The following is a 17,472-nucleotide window of genomic DNA, read 5'->3' on the forward strand; positions in this document are numbered from 1 at the left end:
GACACCACCACGAGACCGAGCGCCGCTTCGACCCACTGCCCGCGCTGCTGCTCGCGGCGCCGATCACCACGGCCCGGTTCGGGGCGCTGTGCCCGCTCACGCCCGGTACAGCGCCTCCACCTCGTTCGCGTACGCGTTCTCGATCGCCTTGCGCTTCAGCTTCATCGACGGTGTCAGCAGGCCGTGTTCCTCGGTGAACGGCTGGGCCAGGATGCGGAAGGTACGGATCGACTCCGCCTGCGAGACCAGGGTGTTGGCCGCCACCACCGCGCGCCGCACCTCGGTCTCCAGATCCGGGTCGCGGACCAGCTGCGCGGGCGAGAGCTGCGGCTTGCCGCGCATCGACAGCCAGTGCTCGATCGCCTCGTGGTCGAGGGTGACCAGGGCGGCGACGTACGGGCGGTCGTTGCCGACGACGATGCACTGGTTGACCAGCGGATGGTCGCGGACGCGCTCCTCCAGCACCCCGGGCGAGACGCTCTTGCCGCCGGAGGTCACCAGGATCTCCTTCTTGCGGCCGGTGATGGTCAGATAGCCGTCCTCGTCCAGCGACCCCAGGTCGCCGGTGGCCAGCCAGCCGTCGTGCAGGGTCCCGTCGGTGGCCTTCTCGTTGTTGAGGTAGCCCTTGAAGACGTTGTCGCCGTGCAGCCAGATCTCCCCGTCGTCGGCGATGTGCACGCTCACGCCCGGGATGGGCTGGCCGACGGTGCCGTAGCGGGTGCGCTCGGGCGGGTTGGCGGTGGCGGCGGCCGTCGACTCGGTGAGGCCGTAGCCCTCGTAGACCTGCACGCCCGCGCCCGCGAAGAAGAGCCCGAGCCTGCGGTCCATGCCCGAGCCGCCGGACATCGCGTTCCGGATCCGGCCGCCCATGGCCGCACGCACCTTGGCGTAGACGAGCTTGTCGAAAATCTGGTGCTGCACGCGCAACGAGGCCGAGGGGCCGGGCCCGCTGCCCCACGCCTTGGCCTCCACTGCGTCCGCGTACCGCACCGCGATCTCGACCGCCTTCTCGAACGGCCCGGCCTTGCCCTCCTTCTCGGCCTTGCGCCGCGAGGCGTTGAACACCTTCTCGAAGATGTACGGCACCGCGAGGATGAACGTCGGCCTGAACGCCTGTAGGTCGGGCAGCAGGGCGGCGGCGTTGAGCTGCGGCTGGTGCCCGAAGCGCACCCCGCCGCGGATCGCCGCGACCTCCACCATCCGTCCGAAGACGTGTGCGAGCGGCAGGAACAGCAGGGTCGCCGCCTCGTCGCCCTTCCGGGAGTGGAACACCGGCTCCCAGCGGTCGATGACGGTCTCCGCCTCGAACGCGAAGTTGCCGTGCGTGATGACACAGCCCTTGGGCCGGCCCGTCGTCCCCGAGGTGTAGATGATCGTGGCGACCGAGTCCGGGGTGACCGCACGGCGGTGCCGGTGCACCATCTCGTCGTCGAGGTGCGCGCCCGCGTCGTACAGCTCCTGCACGGCGCCCGAGTCCAGCTGCCACAGCTGGCGCAGCCGGGGCAGCCGGTCGATGACGGTGGCGATCGTCATCGCGTGGTCCTCGTGCTCGACGATCGCCGCGGACACCTCCGAGTCGTACAGCATCCAGAAACACTGCTCGGCCGAGGACGTGGGGTAGACCGGCACCACCTGGGCGCCGATCGCCCACAGCGCGTAGTCGAAGAGGGTCCACTCGTAGCGGGTGCGGGACATGATGGCGACCCGGTCGCCGAAGCGGACACCACGGGCGAGCAGCCCCTTGGCGAGGGCGAGGACCTCGTCACGGAACTCTGCGGAGGTCACGTCCCGCCACTGCCCCGACTCGTCCTTGCGGCCGAGCGCCACATGGAGGGGGTCCCGGACGGCATGCTCGAAAACGACGTCGGCCAGACCACCCACCGGTGGCGCCGACGCCAACGGAGGGTTGGTGAACTCGCGCAAACCCCGCTCCCGCTCCTTCGGTGGCGCTCCGCACAGCGCCGTGAAAGCTACCCCACCGTTTGGCCGGAGGGGAGGGGGTGCGAAAACGGCCAATGCGCCCGTACCGCATGGTCGTGCCCGGGAGAAAGCACTCACACGGGGAAGGGGCGGACAGATTACTTACGGTTGAGTAAGTTTCGGTGGCGTAATCTCCACTGAATCTGTACGACCCGATTACGGGGGTTTGAGGACTCGGGCGTCCGCCGTCGCGCAGGACGCACAGCGGTCGTCCGGGGCGGCCGAGGCCGGCGCGGGCGCCGGGTGGGACGGAAGCGTCGTGTCCGGAAACCGCCGTCGGGCCCGCGGCATCACCCGGACGAGCGGGCCCCGTTCCCGGCTCGGCCCGGTGCCTGGCGCGAAGACCCGGCGGTCCTCACCAGGCCGACTCCAGCAGACCGAGGTCACGCAGGCTCTCGGCCGTCTCCAGGATCGTCGTGCCGGCCGGTCGCGGACGCCAGCCGAGTTCCGCACGAGCCCGGTCGTTGTGGATGACCGGACGCGGCGGGCCGTCCCCCGCTGCCTCCGTCGTGGGCACCCGCGCGGCCGGCGGGCCGAGCCGTCGGCGCAGGACGTCGGCGACCTCCAGGAAACTCAGCGTCGGGCCGTCGGCGACGGCCAGGTAGCGCCGGCCCGCGGCCTCGGGCGCGGCCATGGCGCGCAGGTGCAGGTCGGCCACGTCCCGGACGTCCACGACGCCGAAGCGCCGGCGGGGTGCGACGGGCATCGTCCCCTCCAGCATCGACTTGATCAGCAGTGTCGAGGAGTGCAGGCCGGTGGTGAGGGTGGGCCCGAGGATGAACGTCGGGTTGACGACGACGAGTTCGGTGCCGCCGCCGTCGCGCTCCATGAGGTCCCACGCGGCACGCTCGGCGATCGCCTTGGACCGGGGGTAGGGCGCGAGTCCCGGCGTGTCCGGATCGGTCCAGTCGGCCTCGGTGAACTCGGCGCCCGGCTTGGGCGAGTATCCGACCGCGGCGAAGGAGGAGGTGAGCACCACCCGCCGGGCACCCGCGTCGCGCGCGGCCCGCAGTACCCGCAGCGTGCCCTCGCGGGCCGGGACGATCAGCTCGTCGGGATCCTCCGGATCCGTGACCGGAAAGGGCGAGGCGACGTGGTGGACCTCGGCGCAGCCGGCCGCCGCGGCGGCCCAGCCGTCATCGGCGGTCAGGTCGGCGGCGACGACCTCCAGGCCGCCGTCGTCGGCGTTCCCGCGGCGCACGGCCGCGCGCACCTCGGCCTCGCGGGCCGTCGAACGCACCGTGGTGCGCACCGGGCGGCCGGCCCGCAGCAGCGCGGCGATCAGCCGCGTCGCCAGGTAGCCGGATCCACCGGTGACCAGGACCGGGCTCATCGCAGCACCCCCAGGCGGCCGATCGCGCCCGCCAGCCGCTCCATCGCCCCGGCCTCCGCGGCGGCGTCCCCGCGCTCACGGGCGTCCCACAGCGCCGCCTTCTCCCGCAGATAGCCGAGCCGCGCGCGCTGGGCCGCGATCTCCTCCTCGACGCGCTCGGCGTGCCGCAGCAGCAGATCGCGCTGCTCGGCCGCCGCCGCCCGCCCACGGGCCCGGTTCGCCAGATAGGTACGCATGTCCTCGATGCCGACGCCGACCGCGCGCAGGCAGGCCAGCGCCTCGATCACATCGAGGTCCCGTGGACCGTAGCGGCGGTGCCCGCTGTGCTCGTCGCGGTCGACCGGACCGACCAGCCCGACCTCCTCGTAGTAGCGCAGCGTCGGCTCGCTCAGCCCGCTGCGCCGGGACATGTCCTGAATGGTGAAGGTTGTCATGCCAGGCAGCAGAACACACCTCAAGCGCTTGAAGTCAACCGCGGGCGTCCGGTGGTCCGGGGCCGCGGCTCCTCGCGGGCGGAGTGGTCAGGCGCCGCGCCGGTGCAGGCGTTCTCCGCCGCTCAGGATCGCCGACGCCAGCGCGTCCGCCGCGCTCCGCGCCGGGGTGCGGTGGCGGCCGTGGAGCAGGACGAAGTCGACCCTGCCCAGCTCCGGCAGGCCCGCCCGGTCCGGCACCCGGAACAGTCCGGGCGGGACCAGGCCCCGTGAGTGCGCCATCACACCGAGCCCGGCCCGGGCCGCCGCGATGAGGCCGTTGAGGCTGCCGCTGGTGCACACGATGCGCCACGGACGGCCCTGCCGTTCCAGCGCCTCCAGCGCCTGGGCACGGGTGATGCCCGGCGGCGGGAACACGATGAGCGGCACCGGCCGGTCCGGGTCCAGCCGGAGCCGCTCCGCGCCGATCCACACCAGGTCGTCGTGCCAGACCAGCTCGCCCCGCGGATCGTCCGGCCGCCGCTTGGCCAGCACCAGGTCCAGCTTCCCGGCGGCCAGCTGCTCGTGCAGCGTGCCGGACAGCTCGACCGTCAGCTCCAGGTCGACCTCCGGATGGTCGTACCGGAAGCCCTCCAGGATCTCCGGCAGCCGGGTCAGCACGAAGTCCTCCGACGCGCCGAAGCGCAGCCGGCCGCGCACCCGCGTCCCCGTGAAGAAGGTCGTCGCCTGCTCGTGCACCTCCAGGATCCGGCGGGCGAAGCCGAGCATCGCCTCGCCGTCCTCGGTCAGCTCCACGGAGTGGGTATCGCGGGTGAACAGCTGCCGTCCGGTGGCGTCCTCCAGCCGGCGCACGTGCTGGCTGACGGTGGACTGGCGCAGCCCCTGCCGCCTGGCGGCCTGCGTGAAGCTGAGCGTCTGGGCCACAGCGAGGAAGGTCCGAAGGTGGGAGGGCTCGTACACGGCGTCAGGATATCGCGATACATGATGACAGTGAGAGCGGTATGCCAGATTCCCGATCGCCGTTCCGGGGAGGACGATGGAGAGGGGTCCTGCGACCCTTGATCACCGCCCTGACGCACAGCAAGTGGAGCACCGTGAGACGCCTGCACTGGCCGAGTTGGATGCCGATCGACAAGTTCATCCTGCTGCTGCTCGGGACCGTGGGGCTCGCGGCCGTACTGCCCGCCCGGGGAACCGGCGCCGACGTGGCCTCCGGCGCCGCCACCACCGCGATCGCCTTCCTCTTCTTCCTCTACGGCGCCCGCCTGTCCACCCGTGAGGCGATCGACGGGCTCCGCCACTGGCGGCTCCACGTCACCGTCCTGGCCTGCACCTTCGTCCTCTTCCCGGTGCTCGGCCTGGCCGCCCGCGGGCTGGTGCCGGTGCTGCTCAGCTCCTCGCTCTACCAGGGACTGCTGTTCCTCACCCTGGTGCCGTCGACGATCCAGTCGTCGATCGCGTTCACCTCGATCGCCCGTGGCAACGTGCCCGCCGCGATCTGCGCCGGTTCCTTCTCCTCGCTGGTCGGCATCGTGCTCACCCCGCTGCTCGCGGCGGCGCTGCTCGGCAACAGTGGCGGCGGGTTCTCCGGCGACTCGCTGTTGCAGATCGTGCTCCAGTTGCTGGTGCCCTTCCTCGCCGGACAACTGCTGCGCCCCTTTGTCGGCGGCTTCGTCACCCGGCACAAGAAGGTGCTCGCCGTCTTCGACCGCGGCTCGATCCTCCTGGTCGTCTACACGGCGTTCAGCGAGGGCGTGGTCCAGGGGATCTGGCACCAGGTGAGCCCCGCCCGGCTGGGCGGCCTGCTGGTCGTCGAGGCCGCCCTGCTCGCCGTGATGCTCCTGCTGACCTGGTACGGCGGCAAGGCGCTGCGGTTCGGACGCGCGGACCGGATCGCGATCCAGTTCGCCGGTTCGAAGAAGTCCCTCGCCTCCGGGCTGCCCATGGCGAGCGTCCTGTTCGGCGCGCACGCCTCGCTGGCCGTGCTGCCCCTGATGCTCTTCCACCAGATGCAGCTCATGGTCTGCGCGGTCATCGCCAAGCGCCGGGCGCGCGACCCCGAGGCGGAACTCACGGCCGAGGCCGTGCCGGCCGGGGCGGCACCCGCCGCGGTCGGCACGGGGACGCGTTCGGGCTGACGTCCGCAGCCCGGGGCCTCAGGGAGCGCCGGCGGCCACCTGGTCCAGGGGCAGCCACAGCACGGTGTCCCGGGCGGAGCGCAGCACCCGCGGGTCGGACAGCTCCGCGTCGGACAGCGCCCGGTCCCAGACGTGGACGTCGTCGATCGCGCCGGAGAAGAAGGCACGGCCGTCCATGCGCTGGCCGACGTGCACACCGAACGGCGAGTTGCGGCTCACCGAGCCGGGCACGTCGGCGACGGAGGACGCCGCGCCGTCGAGGACGAGGGCCAGCCGCCCGCCGCCGCGGCGCAGCACCAGGTGGTGCCAGCGGCCGTCGTTGTGGGCGCCGGACGCGGCGACCGCCGCCGTCCGGACCGCCGTCGCGCCCTCCCGTACCGTGATCAGCCCGCGCACCCGGTCGCTGTCGGGCTCGCCGCGCAGCCACACCTGCGGCTGACCGGTGCCGATGCCGCCCATCCACAGCAGCGGCTGCTCGCCGCGGGCCGCCGTGGTGCGGAACCACAGCGACGCGGTGAAGTCCCGGGTGCCGAGCGGGAGCCGGCCGTCGTACGGCAGGCGTACGGCGTCGTCGACGCCGTCGAACTTCAGGGCGCCGCCCGCCACGCCGGCCGTCCGGGTGGCACCGCCCAGTACCGCGGCGCGCGGGGCCCGGGGCGCGAGGTCGGGGGTGGTGGGGTCGGGGCCGTGGCGGGGACGCAGCCGGTCCTCGCTGAAGCGGGCGAAGCGGATCTCGTCGCGGGCGTCGGCCGCCCCGCCCTCGTACAGCAGTCCCACCGTGCCGGGTGCGACGGAGGCCAGGTCGGAGTAGCCGGACCAGTCGGTGGTGACGACCGTGCCGCGGTCCGCGCTGTCCCAGGTGCGGCCGCCGTCGTAGGAGGAGCGGATCATCATCGTGCGGCGCCGGTCCGGGTCGCCGGGGCAGGCCAGCAGCAGCCGGCCGCCGAGCCGCAGCGTCGAGCACTGCACCTGGGGCGCGTACAGGTCCGGGAGGCTCCGGAAGGGGGCGGTGAAACCGGCACCGCCGTCGCTGCTGACCGCCTGGGTACGGTGGCCGAGGTCGGTGCCGTCCTGCTCCCGGCCGCTGACCAGGATCGAGCCGTCGGCGCGTTCGGCGAGCGCCATCTCGGACGGCTTCTGCCGGAAGGTGCCGTCGGCGGCGATCGGCCAGCTGTCCGTGGCACCGATCCGCCAGTGGTCGCCGCCGTCGTCGCTGACGATGAGCGCCGCGTGGTTGGCGGTGACCCGGCTGCCGTGCCACGTCTCGGCGTTGACGCCGAAGACGAGCCGTCCGGCGTACCGGCCGCGGCTGAGCTGGAGACCGTGCACGGGACCGGTCGCGTACCAGGAGTTCCAGTTCGGAGGCAGGATCTCGGGGCTCAGGTCGCGCGGCGCCGACCAGGTCAGGCCGTCGTCGTCGCTGTACTGCAGGTGCGGGGTGCGGTCGCAGGGGACGGAGCAGCTCCCGGCGTCCGTGCGGCCCGTGTTGTACGTCTCCGCGAGCAGGACGCGCCCCGTCCTGCGGTCCACGATCGGCGCCGGGTTGCCGTGGGTGTCGCCCGCGCCCCGGTTGACCACCCGGAGCGGGCCCCAGGTGCGGCCGCCGTCGGTGGACCGCTTCAGCACGATGTCGATGTCCGCCGCGTCACCGCAGTTGAGGACCCGGCCCTCGGCGAACGCGAGCAGCGTGCCGGCGGCCGTCCGGACCATCGCCGGGATGCGGAAGCAGGCGTACCCCGGGTCCTGAGCCGCCTTGAAGAGGACCTGCTGGTCGAAGCCCTGGGACCCGGGGGGCGTCTGGACCCGCGCCGCCCGGGTCTGTGCCGTGCGGGCCGGTGCGGTCTGCTCGTGTGCCGTGCGAGCCGGTGCGGTCCGATCGTGCGCCGTCCGGGCGCTCGCGGGATGGGGCAGCAGCAACAGTATGGCCGCCGTGAGGACGGCGGCCGGAGCGGATCTCGCGCGACGTCCCCTGCCCCTGCGGAGCCGGAGGACCAAGGGGAGTGCACCGGTTCTTGGCGGCATGTGCGGCCTGCCCTTCCTGCGTCGAGCCGTACGGGCATCGGGACATTCGGACATCCGACGTCCAACGTGCGCATCTCAGACGTTAGTTGGCGTCGGCACCGGGTCACAAGACGGTGCGGCCATTCGGGGGGCGGGCGCCGGGCGCACGCCGTCGCCCCTGCCGCCGACCGCCGAACGCGGCCCGCGCGCGGACCTGTTGAACCGGATACCGGTCCGGGCGGCGGCCAGTGGGCCGACGGGTCGACGGACTCCGGCGGTCCGGCGTGCCACCCGGTCTCAGACCAGCAGTCCGCCCCCGTCCACGACCACCACCGAGCCGGTGCTGTACCCGCCGCGCATCAGATACAGGTACGCCTCCGCCACGTCCTCCGGGGTGCCCACCCGGCCGACGGGCAGCGAGGCGGCGCCGGCCTCGAACAGACCGGTGCGGTCCTCCTCGGACATCTCCCGCCACAGTTCGGTGCGCACCAGGCCGGGGGAGACCACGTTCACCCGGAGCGGGGCCAGCTCCAGGGCCAGCGCCCGGGTGAGCGACTCCATAGCGCCGCACAGGCTCGCGGCGACGCTCGTACCCGGCAGCGGCCTGCGTCCCGCGGTCCCGGTCGTCAGTACGATGGAACCGCCCTCGCGGATCTTGGGCGCGCCGTACTTGACGGCCGTGTACGCGCCCCACAGCCGGGTGTCCAGGAACCGCTTGGCCCGGGCCGGGTCCGACTCCGCCAGGCCCTCCATGAGCAGTGCCTCCCCGGCGGTGTAGACCAGGTGGTCGAAGGCACCGAGCCGGTCGAAGAAGGCGCGCACCGCCGTCTCGTCCGTGGCGTCGAGGGCGTGCCCCCCGGTGCCGCGCGGCAGCCGTTCCAGCGCGCTGTCCACGCTCTGCCGCCGCCGGGAGGCGACCACGACGCCGGCCCCGTCCCGGGCCGCGGCCTCCGCGACCGCGAGGCCGATGCCCGACGTGCCCCCGACGACCACGACCCGCTGTCCGTGCAGTCTCATCCCGTCATTCCTTCCGTGCCGGTCCGATGTGTTCCAGCCTGCGCCCGCGGGCACCTCGTGGTCCAAGACCTCTTCCGGGCGTGGCGATACCCTGAAGGCATCGCCACCGCATCGGCGGAAGGGACGGACATGGACCTCGACCTGCGGAAGGTCCGCTACTTCACGGCCGTCGCCGAGCAGCTGCACTTCGGGCGGGCGGCCGAGAGCCTGCACATCGCCCAGCCCGTGCTGAGCCGCCAGGTCCGGGCCTTGGAGAAGGACCTGGACGCCACCCTCCTCGAACGGGACAGCCACGGGGTGACCCTCACTCCCGCGGGCCGTCAGTTCCTCGACGACGCACGGCAGTTGCTCGCCGCGGCGGACGCCACCCGGCGCCGGGTGCGCAGGGCCGCGCGCGGTCCGCGGCGGCTGGTCGTCGGCTTCCGGGCGGGGGTGGTGGTCACCCGCGCCCTGCGGGCCTTCGGCGCTGCCCACCCCGACGTGGAGGTGCACGCTCGGCGCGTCGAATGGGACGACCAGGAGCGGCTGATCCTGGACGGGACGGTCGACCTGGCCTACGTGCGCCGCCCGATCGACGAGCGCGGGCTCACCCTCGTGCCGCTGTACACGGAGGAGAAGGTGGCGATGCTGCCCGCGCACCACCGGCTCGCCGGCAAGCAGGACCTCGCCCTCGCCGACCTGGCGGGCGAGCGCCGGCTGCGCTACGCCGATCCGCTCCCCGGCGATCTGCCGATCCGCACCGTCGAGGAGAAGTTCGAGTGCGTGGCGGGCGGCGCCGGCATCACCCTCGTGCCCACCTCGGTCGCCGAGCAGTACTCGCGCCCCGACATCACCTATGTGCCCGTGCGTGACGCCGAGCCGGACCACGTGTTCCTCGCCTGGGCGGCGAGCCGTCGCGCGCCCCTGATCACCGACTTCGCCCGGGTGGCGCGGCAGGTCTGAGACGGCCGGGTGTCCAGGTGCGGCGGGGCCCCGCCGGCGCAGGGGGCGCTCCCCGCCGGGGGCCCCGCCGCCGTGCCGCGGGGAACCGGTCAGCCCTTGGCGGCCGCGGTCCGCAGAGCGACCCGGGCCTCACCCGCGTACACGTTCATGGACCTGCCCCGCAGGAAACCCACGAGGGTCAGACCCGTCTCGGCGGCCAGGTCCACCGCCAGCGACGACGGGGCCGAGACCGCCGCGAGCACCGGAATGCCCGCCATCACGGCCTTCTGCGCCAGCTCGAACGAGGCCCGGCCGGAGACTAGCAGGATCGAGCGGGACAGCGGCAGGGTTCCGCCCTGCAACGCCCGGCCGACCAGTTTGTCGACCGCGTTGTGCCGGCCCACGTCCTCCCGTATGTCCAGCAGTTCCCCGTCCTCGGTGAACAGGGCAGCGGCGTGCAGACCCCCGGTCCGGTCGAACACCCGCTGGGCCGCCCGCAGCCGGTCGGGGAGGCAGGCGAGCAGGTCGGGGTCCACCCGGACCGGGGGAGTGTCGGCGATCGGCCAGTGGGCCGTCGTACGCACCGCGTCCAGGCTGGCCTTGCCGCACAGTCCGCACGAGGAGGTCGTGTACACGTTCCGCTCCAACGTGATGTCGGGCAGGACGACGCCCGGCGCGGTCTTCACGTCCACCACGTTGTAGGTGTTGGACCCGCCCCGGAGCCCCTGGCCTGCCGCGGACGGGTCGGCGCCCCCGTCCGTGGCGCCCGCGCAGTACACGATGTTCTGCACGTCGGCGGCGGTGGCCAGCACACCCTCGCTCACCAGGAAACCGGCGGCCAGCGCGAAGTCGTCGCCGGGTGTGCGCATGGTGATGGCGAGCGGTCTGCCGTTGAGCCTGATCTCCATCGGTTCCTCGGCGACCAGGGTGTCCGGCCGGGTGGAGACGGCTCCCTCGCGGATCCGGATCACCTTGCGTCGTTCCGTGACTCGTCCCATGTGATCAGCCCCGGTTCTGTACGTGCTGGCGGCCGAGACGGCCCTTGATGCGGAGGTTCCCGTGGATCACCGGCCGTCGTACGGCGAGGTGACCTTCACGGCCTCATTGTCCTGCACGCGCGGGGTGGCGTCGTGGCCTACCCGGCAGTACGCGCACACGGTCCTCGGCCGGGTCGCCGCGGGCGGGCCCGCGGCGACCCGGGGCGGCGCCTCCTCCCAGCCCGCCCGTCGCGCCGGTCGCGGACGAGCGGGTGGGCGGGCCGGGAGGAGGCGCTCGGTAGCCGTGCGCTCACGCGGCGCTCCGCAGCGCCAGCAGGTCCGAAATCGCGTGCACGGTGCGCAGGGTGGGCACGTCCACGTCGGTGATCTCCGCCAGCTCGACGACGGCCGCGAGCAGCACGTCCAGTTCGAGCGGTTTGCCGCGCTCCAGGTCCTGGAGCGTGGACGTGCGGTGGTCGCCGACGCGCTCCGCACCCGCGAGCCGGCGTTCGATGGAGACCCCGACCTCGCAGCCGAGGGCTTCGGCCACGGAGAGGGTCTCCTGCATCATGATCTCGATGACCCGCCGGGTGCCGCCGTGCAGGCACATCTGCCGCATCGTGGCCCGGGCCAGGGCGCTGATCGGATTGAAGGAGATGTTGCCGAGCAGCTTGAGCCAGATGTCGTTGCGCAGGTCCGGCTCGACCGGGCACTTCAGACCGCCGGCCCGCATCGCCTCGCTGAAGTCCTGACAGCGTGGCGAGACACTGCGGTCGGGCTCCCCGACGGAGAACCGGGTGCCCTCCAAGTGCCGCACCACTCCGGGGCCTTCGAGTTCGGTGGCGGCGTAGACGACACAGCCGATGGCCCGCTCGGGCGCGAGTACCGCACTCACCGTGCCGTCGGGGTCCACGCTCTCGACCCGGTGCCCGTCGTGGGGGCCGCCGTGCCGGTGGAAATACCACCACGGGATGCCGTTCTGGGCCGCGATCACGGCCGTCCGCTCGTGCAGCAGCGGATCGATCAGCGGCCCGCACGCCGCGTACGAATTGGCCTTCAGACCCAGGAAGACGAAGTCGACCGGGCCGACGTCGGCCGGGTCGTCGGTGGCGTGAGCCCGCGCGGTGAAGTCACCGCGCGGGCTCAGCACCCGGACTCCGTCCTGCCTCATGGCCGCGAGATTCGGTCCACGGGCGATGAGGTGCACATCGGCGCCGGCGCGATGGAGCGCCGCCCCGACATAGGCGCCGATCGCTCCGGCGCCGAGAACTGCGACTTTCACGGGAACACTCCGTTCGGTTTGAGGGATACCGCGGAGGTGGGGGGTGGGGTGAATCTTGTCGACGAAATATTGTCTACAGTATGGAGGGAGGGTCAGCAAGGGGACGGGCGATGACCGTTCGGCGCAGGTCGCATACCGCTCATCGCATACGGTCGACCGACTCCTTCTCAACTTCCGGGTGTCCTCCTTATCGTGCGCGATCATGAGCCCCCCTCTCGCACCGCGGGGATGGAGCCGCTGGCTCGTTCCGCCCGCGGCACTCTCCGTCCACCTCTCCATCGGCCAGGCATACGCCTGGAGCGTTTTCAAGCCACCGCTTGAATCCGCGCTGAACCTCGATGGCACCCAGAGCGCGCTGCCCTTCCAGCTGGCGATCGTGATGCTCGGCCTGTCGGCCGCGTTCGGCGGCACCCTCGTGGAGCGCAACGGGCCGCGCTGGGCGATGACCGTGGCCCTCGTCTGCTTCTCCTCGGGCTTCCTGATCTCCGCCCTGGGCGCCTGGACCCAGCAGTACTGGCTGATCGTCCTCGGCTACGGCTTCGTCGGCGGCATCGGCCTGGGCATCGGCTACATCTCGCCCGTCTCCACCCTGATGAAGTGGTTCCCGGACCGGCCCGGCATGGCCACCGGCATCGCCATCATGGGCTTCGGCGGCGGCGCGCTGATCGCCTCACCCTGGTCGGCGCAGATGCTGGAGTCCTTCGGCTCCGACCACTCCGGGATCGCGCTCGCGTTCCTGGTGCACGGGCTGTCGTACGCGGTGTTCATGGCGCTCGGCGTGTTCCTCGTCCGGGTGCCGCGCCCCGCGGAGCGCACGACGGCGGACGAGGGACCGAGCCCCGCCGAGGGGGTGCAGGTGTCGGCCCGCAGCGCGTTGCGCACCCCGCAGTTCTGGTTCCTGTGGATCGTGCTCTGCACCAACGTGACCGCGGGCATCGGCATCCTGGAGAAGGCCGCGCCGATGATCACGGACTTCTTCGCGGACTCCAGCACACCCGTCTCGGCGTCCGCGGCGGCCGGGTTCGTCGCCCTGCTGTCGGCGGCCAACATGGCGGGCCGCATCGGCTGGTCCTCCACCTCCGACCTCATCGGACGCAAGAACATCTACCGCGTCTACCTGGGTGTGGGCGCCCTGATGTACCTGACGATCGCCCTGTTCGGGGACTCCGCCAAGCCGCTGTTCGTGCTGTGCGCGCTGGTGATCCTCTCCTTCTACGGCGGCGGCTTCGCGACCGTCCCCGCCTATCTGAAGGACCTGTTCGGCACCTACCAGGTGGGCGCCATCCACGGCCGGCTGCTCACCGCGTGGTCCACCGCGGGCGTGCTGGGCCCGCTGATCGTCAACTGGATCGCCGACCGCCAGGAATCGGCCGGCAAACACGGCGCGTCCCTGTACGGCCTGTCCTTCACCATCATGATCGGGCTGTTGGTGATCGGTTTCGTCGCCAACGAACTCGTCCGCCCGGTCCACGCCCGCCACCGCGTCACCGCGCCGAAGGAGGCCGCCGATGTCCAACGAGAACAGCCCGCCTGACCGGCGCGGCCTGATCGCCCTCGCCTGGGTGTGGGTCGGCGCACCCCTGGTCTACGGCCTGTACGAGCTGGTCCAGAAGGCGACCCAGCTGTTCACGGGGTGACGCCCGGGGCGCCCGGGGCTGACGGAAGCCGACAACCCGGGCGCCCGAATCCTGTGGCTTCACCTGCCGTCGTACCCGCGGGTCACCCAACACACTGGGACCTCCCGCCACCCGCGTCCACGAGGGGGACCAGTTGATCGGCTCGCGCATCGCCGCCGTCGGCCATTACCAGCCCGCCAAGGTCCTCACCAATGAGGAGCTGGCGGACCTGGTCGAGACCAGCGACGAGTGGATCCGGTCCCGGGTGGGGATCCGGACGCGGCACATCGCCGGGCCCGACGAACCGGTCGACGAACTCGCCGCGCACGCCGCCGCCAAGGCCCTCGCCGCGGCGGGTCTCGCTCCCGGGGACATCGATCTGGTCCTGGTCGCCACCTCCACCGCCATCGACCGCTCCCCGAACACCGCCGCCCGGGTCGCGGCCAGGCTCGGCATACCGCGGCCCGCCGCGATGGACGTCAACGTCGTGTGTGCCGGGTTCACCCACGCCCTGGCCACCGCCGACCACACCGTCCGCGCGGGCGCCGCGGGCCGGGCCCTGGTCATCGGCGCCGACAAGATGTCCGCCGTGGCCGACTGGACCGACCGCAGCACCTGCGTCCTGGTCGGCGACGGGGCGGGGGCCGCGGTCGTCGAGCCCTGCGCACCGGGGGCGGAGCCCGGGATCGGACCCGTGCTGTGGGGTTCGGTGCCGGAGATGGGGCATGCGGTACGGATCGAGGGCACCCCGCCGCGGTTCGCCCAGGAGGGGCAGAGCGTCTACCGCTGGGCCACCACCCGGCTGCCCGCCCTCGCCCGAGGTGCCTGCGACAAGGCCGGCATCGCCCCCGCCGACCTGGCCGCGGTCGTGCTGCACCAGGCCAACCTGCGCATCATCGAACCCCTCGCCGAGAAGCTGGGCGCGGCGCGTGCCGTGATCGCCCGGGACGTCACCGAGTCCGGGAACACCTCGGCGGCCAGCATCCCGCTGGCCCTGTCCAAGCTCATCGAACGGGGCGAGGTCCGCAGCGGCGACCCGGTCCTGCTGTTCGGCTTCGGCGGCAACCTGTCGTACGCCGGGCAGGTCGTCCGCTGTCCTTGACGCGTCCCCGACCAGCGTCGCGAGCCGGACCGGACCGGCTCGATGTGACGCGAGCGACTGTGCGCGTCCCTGGCACCCGTGCGCCGTAGACTGTAGACGAAAGACAATTGATACTGGACGGAAGTGCGCGCACGAATCTCGTCCGCCGTGCACGGCCCTGCCCAGGAGGGGGACCGCGATGTTGTCGACCGGACTGCCACAGGGTGCCGTGCCCAAGCTCGAACGGCCCGGCCCGCTGCGCGACCGCGTGTACGAGGCGCTGCTCGAACTGATCACCACGCGTGCGTTGCAGCCCGGCCAGCACCTGGTCGAGAGTGAACTCGCCGGGCATCTGGGCGTCTCCCGGCAGCCGGTGCGCGAAGCGCTGCAACGGCTCAACACCGAGGGCTGGGTGGACCTGCGGCCCGCCCAGGGCGCCTTCGTGCACGAGCCGACGGAGGAAGAGGCCGATCAGCTGCTCACCGTGCGGACGCTACTGGAGGCCGAGGCGGCCCGGCTCGCCGCGGCGAACGCGGGCAGCGCCGGGATCGAGGCGCTCAACGAACTGTGCGCGCGGGGCGAGAAGGCGGTCGCCGCCGACGACGTGGACGGCGCCGTCGCCCTGAACGCGGCCTTCCACGCCAAGATCATGGAACTGGCCGGCAACGCGGTCCTCGCCGAGCTGGCCGGGCAGGTCGACCGCAGGGTGCGCTGGTACTACACGCCGGTGGCCCGGCAGCGCGGCCGGCAGTCCTGGGTGGAGCACCGCGCCATGATCGCCGCCGTGGCCGACCGCGACGAACAGCTCGCCACGCAGCTGATGCGCGAGCACACCGAGCACACCCGCCACTCCTACCACGACCGCACGACTTCCTGACCCCGGGACGAGCGGGCCCGCGCCGCGGGCCGCGCAACCACCTCCGGGTGTGAGGCGACGGCCCGCCCGCCCGGCCCTTCCGGAGCGGCGGACGGGGCGGCGGCCCGCAACACGATGATCTTTTCGGCGTCCCACAGGTGCCGCGTGCGGGCCGAAGACGAAAGCGCCGCCGGAGCCGGAGTCAGAGCCGGAGTCAGAACCCGCCGGGGTTCGTCGCCACGCCCACGCATGCCCGCCTTCGCCCGGCTCCGGCGGCGGCATTCCGTTCGCGCGGCAGGAGCGGATGCCCGGCCACGAGGACGGCGCCGACGTGCGGGCGGTCCGGTTCCGGGACGGCCGCCGCGTCGGCCGAGGGCCGCCTTTCACAGCCGGGGCCCTCACGGCTTTGTCCTGTGAGTGGGAAAAGTCAGCGCCAATCCATGCACAGCTTCTTCCCAGGTGCGGCGGTGACTGCTACGTTCCCCTCGAAAGACACACCCGGATGGCCGATTTGAGGCGGGGAGGGGCACGTGAGACGCATGACCGCACGACCCGCGAACGCCCATCAGGCCCGACTGCTCAAGCTGTTGCGTGACGGCGGTCCCAACTCCCGTGCGCAACTGGGCGACCAGATAGACCTCTCACGGTCCAAGCTGGCCGTGGAGGTGGACCGCCTGCTGGAGACCGGCCTCGTGGTCGCCGACGGCCTCGCCGCCTCGCGCGGCGGACGCCGGTCCCACAACATCCGGCTCGCCCCGAACCTCCGCTTCCTCGGCGTCGACATCGGCGCGACCTCGGTCGACGTCGCCGTCACCAACGCCGAACTGGAAGTGCTGGGACACCTCAACCAGCCCATGGACGTACGCGTGGGCCCCGTAGCGGTCTTCGAACAGGTCCTGGCCATGGCCGCGAAGCTGCGTGCCTCCGGACTCGCGGAGGGTTTCGACGGCGCCGGGATCGGCGTGCCGGGACCGGTCCGTTTTCCCGAGGGCGTCCCGGTCGCACCGCCGATCATGCCCGGCTGGGACGGCTTCCCGGTACGGGAGGCGCTCAGTCAGGAACTCGGCTGCCCGGTCATGGTCGACAACGACGTGAACCTGATGGCGATGGGGGAGCGGCACGCGGGCGTCGCGCGCTCCGTGGGCGACTTCCTCTGCATCAAGATCGGTACCGGTATCGGCTGCGGCATCGTCGCCGGCGGTGAGGTCCACCGCGGGGTGACGGGCAGCGCGGGCGACATCGGACACATCCAGGCGGTGCCCGACGGCCGGCCGTGCCCCTGCGGCAACCGGGGCTGTCTGGAAGCCCACTTCAGCGGTGCGGCACTCGCCCGCGACGCACTGGAGGCCGCCCAGCAGGGCCGGTCGACGGAGCTGGCGGCGCGGCTCGCGGCGAACGGCACCCTCACGGGCGTCGACGTCTCCGCCGCTGCCGCCGCGGGCGACACCGTGGCGCTCGCCCTGATCCGCGAGGGCGGCAACCACGTCGGCCAGGTCATCGCCGGACTCGTCTCGTTCTTCAACCCCGGCCTGGTCGTGATCGGCGGCGGGGTGACCGGCCTCGGCCACACCCTGCTCGCCGCGATCCGCACCCAGGTCTACCGCCAGTCACTGCCGCTGGCCACCGGCAACCTGCCCATCGTCCTCGGGGAGCTGGGCCACAACGCCGGCGTCATCGGCGCGGCCCGCCTCATCAGCGACCACCTGTTCTCGCCCGCATAGCCGACCGCTTTCCCGGCCTCGACCAGTACAGCGCCCGCTCTGCCTGCCCCGCGCCACCACGCCTGACATCCAGGCGGCTTCACCCTGACTCAGGCTCCGCACGCCCGCCGAGGGGACC

The 17,472-nt window shown here is 72.5% G+C and carries 15 protein-coding genes and 1 pseudogene; 7 read left to right on the forward strand and 9 right to left on the reverse strand.

What is annotated here, in order from left to right; translation table 11 throughout:
- Positions 1-96 precede the first annotated feature (96 nt).
- From ACFY2B_RS40015 to ACFY2B_RS40030, 4 genes are all read right to left on the reverse strand, one after another.
- Positions 97-1,923 (reverse strand): AMP-dependent synthetase/ligase, encoded by a 1,827-nt coding sequence (locus ACFY2B_RS40015; RefSeq protein ID WP_390767981.1) that lies wholly within the window; start codon positions 1,921-1,923, stop codon positions 97-99.
- 412 nt (positions 1,924-2,335) lie between these two features.
- Positions 2,336-3,313, reverse strand: coding sequence for an NAD-dependent epimerase/dehydratase family protein (locus tag ACFY2B_RS40020; protein WP_390767982.1), 978 nt, complete (start codon positions 3,311-3,313; stop codon positions 2,336-2,338).
- Entirely contained in the window at positions 3,310-3,747 is a 438-nt protein-coding gene (locus ACFY2B_RS40025) for a MerR family transcriptional regulator (protein ID WP_390767983.1), read from the reverse strand. Before ACFY2B_RS40025 ends, ACFY2B_RS40020 begins: the two co-directional genes overlap by 4 nt.
- Positions 3,748-3,834: 87 nt before the next feature.
- Positions 3,835-4,704: a LysR substrate-binding domain-containing protein gene (locus ACFY2B_RS40030; protein WP_390767984.1), complete on the reverse strand. Its 870-nt coding sequence runs from the start codon at positions 4,702-4,704 to the stop codon at positions 3,835-3,837.
- 161 nt (positions 4,705-4,865) lie between these two features.
- Between ACFY2B_RS40030 and ACFY2B_RS40035 the strand changes: the two genes are divergently transcribed.
- The gene (locus ACFY2B_RS40035; protein ID WP_390768015.1) at positions 4,866-5,882 is read left to right on the forward strand and encodes a bile acid:sodium symporter family protein; all 1,017 of its coding nucleotides are present in this window, start codon (positions 4,866-4,868) and stop codon (positions 5,880-5,882) included.
- Positions 5,883-5,900: 18 nt separating this feature from the next.
- On the opposite strand, the gene ACFY2B_RS40040 is transcribed toward ACFY2B_RS40035, so the two are convergent.
- A complete protein-coding gene (locus ACFY2B_RS40040; RefSeq protein ID WP_390767985.1) occupies positions 5,901-7,904 on the reverse strand; it encodes an exo-alpha-sialidase in 2,004 nt (667 codons plus the stop codon).
- Between the two features lie 276 nt (positions 7,905-8,180).
- On the reverse strand, positions 8,181-8,900 hold the full coding sequence (locus ACFY2B_RS40045; protein ID WP_390767986.1) for an SDR family oxidoreductase: 720 nt from the start codon (positions 8,898-8,900) through the stop codon (positions 8,181-8,183).
- A 129-nt stretch (positions 8,901-9,029) separates the two neighbouring features.
- Here ACFY2B_RS40045 and ACFY2B_RS40050 point away from each other — a divergent pair, with 129 nt between their 5' ends.
- On the forward strand, positions 9,030-9,842 hold the full coding sequence (locus ACFY2B_RS40050; protein WP_390767987.1) for a LysR family transcriptional regulator: 813 nt from the start codon (positions 9,030-9,032) through the stop codon (positions 9,840-9,842).
- 89 nt (positions 9,843-9,931) lie between these two features.
- On the opposite strand, the gene fdhD is transcribed toward ACFY2B_RS40050, so the two are convergent.
- From fdhD to ACFY2B_RS40065, 3 genes and pseudogenes are all read right to left on the reverse strand, one after another.
- Positions 9,932-10,819 (reverse strand): formate dehydrogenase accessory sulfurtransferase FdhD, encoded by an 888-nt coding sequence (gene fdhD, locus ACFY2B_RS40055; protein ID WP_390767988.1) that lies wholly within the window; start codon positions 10,817-10,819, stop codon positions 9,932-9,934.
- 4 nt (positions 10,820-10,823) lie between these two features.
- Positions 10,824-11,050, reverse strand: a pseudogene (locus tag ACFY2B_RS40060) (hypothetical protein); the annotation flags it as partial.
- 58 nt (positions 11,051-11,108) lie between these two features.
- Complete coding sequence (locus ACFY2B_RS40065; protein WP_390767989.1) at positions 11,109-12,080, reverse strand: 2-dehydropantoate 2-reductase; 972 nt, start codon at positions 12,078-12,080, stop codon at positions 11,109-11,111.
- Between the two features lie 202 nt (positions 12,081-12,282).
- Here ACFY2B_RS40065 and ACFY2B_RS40070 point away from each other — a divergent pair, with 202 nt between their 5' ends.
- The 5 genes from ACFY2B_RS40070 (at position 12,283) to ACFY2B_RS40090 (ending at position 17,354) form a co-directional block, all read left to right on the forward strand.
- On the forward strand, positions 12,283-13,614 hold the full coding sequence (locus ACFY2B_RS40070; protein WP_390767990.1) for an OFA family MFS transporter: 1,332 nt from the start codon (positions 12,283-12,285) through the stop codon (positions 13,612-13,614).
- Positions 13,589-13,717, forward strand: a complete 129-nt coding sequence (locus ACFY2B_RS40075; RefSeq protein WP_390767991.1) for a hypothetical protein — start codon at positions 13,589-13,591, stop codon at positions 13,715-13,717. The genes ACFY2B_RS40070 and ACFY2B_RS40075 overlap by 26 nt, the downstream gene beginning before the upstream one ends.
- 133 nt (positions 13,718-13,850) lie before the next feature.
- Positions 13,851-14,798: a beta-ketoacyl-ACP synthase III gene (locus tag ACFY2B_RS40080; RefSeq protein WP_390767992.1), complete on the forward strand. Its 948-nt coding sequence runs from the start codon at positions 13,851-13,853 to the stop codon at positions 14,796-14,798.
- 178 nt (positions 14,799-14,976) lie between these two features.
- Positions 14,977-15,654 (forward strand): GntR family transcriptional regulator, encoded by a 678-nt coding sequence (locus tag ACFY2B_RS40085; protein ID WP_390767993.1) that lies wholly within the window; start codon positions 14,977-14,979, stop codon positions 15,652-15,654.
- 518 nt (positions 15,655-16,172) lie between these two features.
- A complete protein-coding gene (locus ACFY2B_RS40090) occupies positions 16,173-17,354 on the forward strand; it encodes an ROK family protein (RefSeq protein ID WP_390767994.1) in 1,182 nt (393 codons plus the stop codon).
- The last annotated feature ends 118 nt before the right edge of the window (positions 17,355-17,472 follow it).

This window comes from Streptomyces sp. NPDC001270, from assembly GCF_042896695.1.
In the GTDB taxonomy this organism is placed as follows: Bacteria; Actinomycetota; Actinomycetes; order Streptomycetales; family Streptomycetaceae; genus Streptomyces.

What these genes read in the sequence shown, in the direction of transcription:
- ACFY2B_RS40020 (WP_390767982.1), bottom strand. Translation starts at nt 3,313, where the DNA reads ATGAGCCCGGTCCTGGTCACCGGTGGATCCGGCTACCTGGCGACGCGG.
- ACFY2B_RS40025 (WP_390767983.1), bottom strand. Translation starts at nt 3,747, where the DNA reads ATGACAACCTTCACCATTCAGGACATGTCCCGGCGCAGCGGGCTGAGC.
- ACFY2B_RS40035 (WP_390768015.1), top strand. Translation starts at nt 4,866, where the DNA reads ATGCCGATCGACAAGTTCATCCTGCTGCTGCTCGGGACCGTGGGGCTC.
- ACFY2B_RS40040 (WP_390767985.1), bottom strand. Translation starts at nt 7,904, where the DNA reads ATGCCGCCAAGAACCGGTGCACTCCCCTTGGTCCTCCGGCTCCGCAGG.
- ACFY2B_RS40045 (WP_390767986.1), bottom strand. Translation starts at nt 8,900, where the DNA reads ATGAGACTGCACGGACAGCGGGTCGTGGTCGTCGGGGGCACGTCGGGC.
- ACFY2B_RS40050 (WP_390767987.1), top strand. Translation starts at nt 9,030, where the DNA reads ATGGACCTCGACCTGCGGAAGGTCCGCTACTTCACGGCCGTCGCCGAG.
- fdhD (WP_390767988.1), bottom strand. Translation starts at nt 10,819, where the DNA reads ATGGGACGAGTCACGGAACGACGCAAGGTGATCCGGATCCGCGAGGGA.
- ACFY2B_RS40070 (WP_390767990.1), top strand. Translation starts at nt 12,283, where the DNA reads ATGAGCCCCCCTCTCGCACCGCGGGGATGGAGCCGCTGGCTCGTTCCG.
- ACFY2B_RS40075 (WP_390767991.1), top strand. Translation starts at nt 13,589, where the DNA reads ATGTCCAACGAGAACAGCCCGCCTGACCGGCGCGGCCTGATCGCCCTC.
- ACFY2B_RS40085 (WP_390767993.1), top strand. Translation starts at nt 14,977, where the DNA reads ATGTTGTCGACCGGACTGCCACAGGGTGCCGTGCCCAAGCTCGAACGG.
- ACFY2B_RS40090 (WP_390767994.1), top strand. Translation starts at nt 16,173, where the DNA reads ATGACCGCACGACCCGCGAACGCCCATCAGGCCCGACTGCTCAAGCTG.